Here is a 2,496-nt window from a genome sequence, read left to right as displayed (position 1 = left end):
CCGCGGCGAAAGCCATCCAGGTGGCACTCGCCCAGCTCGGCGATCCCTACGTCTGGGGCGCGGAAGGACCGAACGCTTTCGACTGCTCGGGCCTGATGCAATATGCGGCGGCCGCCGCCGGTGTGCGGATTCCGCGAGTCGCGGCCGACCAATACCGCACCCTGCCCAAGGTGAATCCCAGAGACATCAAGCCCGGCGATCTCATTTTCCCCTCGAGTTCGTTCAAGGGGCCGAACAACCCGGGCCACGTCATCATGTACATCGGCAACGGCATGTGCGTCGAGGCTCCCCACACCGGCGGCCATGTCCAGTACCGGAGGCTGCCCAGCAGTTACGCGGCCGCGCGGTGGGCGTGATCAGTTGATCCGGTGTGCCGTCTGTTCGTAGCAACTGCACCGGAGCCGACCGGCGACCGGCGTCAATATCCCACGTACGAGCCGCCGCCGCGCATCTGCACGATTCCCGGCACATTGCTGACCGACCCGTAACGTTCGATGGCGTACCGGACACCCGCGACGATATTGTCCACCGGATTCCAGATATCACGATGTCCCGGAACGGAATACGCGTTGAACGTCGGATCGATCGTCTGCATCAGGCCTTTCGACGGGATGCCGGCCGCGGCGTTGCTGTCCCAGAGATTGATGGCATTCGGGTTGCCACCGGACTCGTGCTGGATGATCGCCGCGATGTCGGCCGGGTCGATCTGGCGCGTGTCGTAGCCGTGCTGGCGCAACACCTGCAAGGCTTCGTTGATCCATTGCCCCTGCTGCCCGGACGGCCGCGTGCGTGGCGGACCGCCGCTGGGTCCATGCATGCCGGAGTGCGCCGTGCGGCGAGGCCGCCGCGGCTGGACCGGACGCGACTCCCGCAGATAGCGGTCGGCAAGGGCGGCCACCCGGTCCGCGGTGAGCACCGCGGCGGCCTGCCCTTGGCCGAGCACGGTTCCCGCCCGTTGCAAGGCGTTGTCCAGCGTGGAGATCACCAACTGCCTGCTCGCGTTGGCATCCTGGACCTTGCCGAGCGCGGTCAGAGCGGTATTCACCTCGGCGATGATCGCGCCGATCGCGGCGCGTCCCTGCGTGCTGTTGTCGACCGCGCCACCGAGGATGCGTTCCAGCTCGGCATTCATCGACTGTGTCGCATCGCCGTGGCGCGCTCGATTCAGGTTGCTGTCGGCGTACCGCGAACCGAGCGCGCCGTCCCACACGACGGGTCCGCTCGGTCGCGCCGCGTCGAGATCCGGCGGAGCGTACGGCTGTCCCGTCGCGGCAGTCGGCGGACCGTCACCGTATTGGGCGGCGATGGCCGCCAACGCGCCCATCGCCGCGGCCGCCATGGGCGTGGACGAGCCCGCCATGCCCAGCGCGTCCGGGCGCGGAGCGGAGGTGGAACCCGAAGCCGGGGAGGTCGTCTCGGATGCGGACGGCGCATTCTGGGTGCGCCCCTGCGCCGTCGCGCCGGCCGGTGCCGCAGCGGCGGCCGCACCCGGCTGCGGCCGCGGGATCGGGGTGGAAGCGCCGCGCGTCGCGGACTTGGCGGGGCGGTGCGGCGTGGCGGTAGCGGCGCTCGCACGCACGTCGCGAGGATCACCGGGATCATCGGATTCTCGCTCGGGGCCAGGGCGATCCGTCGGAGCCATCAGCTCCCCCGCTGCGCGCGGACACTACGCACGGTGACCACAGAGGCAGCCATGATTCACCTTCCGCCGGATCCCCGGTACGCGCTGCCGATCGCCGGAACGATCGGTGCGTGCTGGAGCCGGAGGAGTTCGCAGCCGACGCGGCAGCCATGTGGTAGTCCGCGCCGATGCGGTGAACTCATGCCGCCTTGCCCGGCTGTCGGCTCACCCGACTCGGAATGCCTCTTCCCCGGCACTCGTCCCGAAGCGTATCCGCAGCTTAATGCAGGTATCTCCCGCGCACGCCCATGCTGTTCCCGCTTACGGGAATACCGGTACCCACGTCCGGCCATGCGGCCGTGGGACAACCGCGCGGCGCGTCGGTGCAAGAGGGGCACCGAGCCGACCGGCGAAGGCTCGGGCGAGGTCAAACGGCGACGTTGCGCATCGCCGAGGCAATGCTGTTCGCGTAGGCGATGCGCTGCCCTCTCGCCTCACCGGAGCTTCTTTCGTAGTACTGATCGAAGACCGCCGCCGCGTAGGCGGGCGTCTGCGCGGCCCGGAGATATCCGTACGCGGTGGATTCGTTGCTGCGCAACTCGGCCATCATGAAATCGACTTGGACTTTCCAGTCGGTGACCGGCCTCCCGCGAGCTGCCGCGAATCGCTCGAGGGCCTGCCGTCGTCCACCCCGCCATTGGCAAAGACCGATAGCGCCTTCGCCCGAGTTGTACGCGCTGGTCTTGAAGCCCGACTCGACCTGAATATTGCCCACGATCCCCGCGGCTTGCGCGGGTGTGAGTCCGTGTTTCGAGATGAGGTAGCGATAGACGTCCGCCGGATTGGCGTTCGAGCCCCCGGGAATGTTGTCGGTG

The 2,496-nt window shown here is 68.3% G+C and carries 3 protein-coding genes; 1 reads left to right on the top strand and 2 read right to left on the bottom strand.

Annotated elements, in window-relative coordinates; translation table 11 throughout:
* Positions 1 to 356: C40 family peptidase (locus tag NNI01S_RS32865; RefSeq protein WP_169813060.1), on the top strand; the 356-nt coding region annotated here is incomplete at its 5' end.
* Between the two features lie 62 nt (positions 357 to 418).
* Here the strand turns inward: NNI01S_RS32865 and NNI01S_RS32860 are convergent.
* Positions 419 to 1,579, bottom strand: coding sequence for a transglycosylase SLT domain-containing protein (locus NNI01S_RS32860; protein WP_245676479.1), 1,161 nt, complete (start codon positions 1,577 to 1,579; stop codon positions 419 to 421).
* A gap of 469 nt (positions 1,580 to 2,048) precedes the next feature.
* Positions 2,049 to 2,496 (bottom strand): phage tail tip lysozyme (locus NNI01S_RS35565; protein WP_218019296.1); only part of this gene is annotated, 448 nt, incomplete at its 5' end.

Origin of the sequence: Nocardia niwae NBRC 108934 = DSM 45340, assembly GCF_001613465.1 — a bacterium.
Lineage (GTDB): Bacteria > Actinomycetota > Actinomycetes > Mycobacteriales > Mycobacteriaceae > Nocardia > Nocardia niwae.
This window is presented reverse-complemented; position numbering and strand designations above follow the sequence as displayed.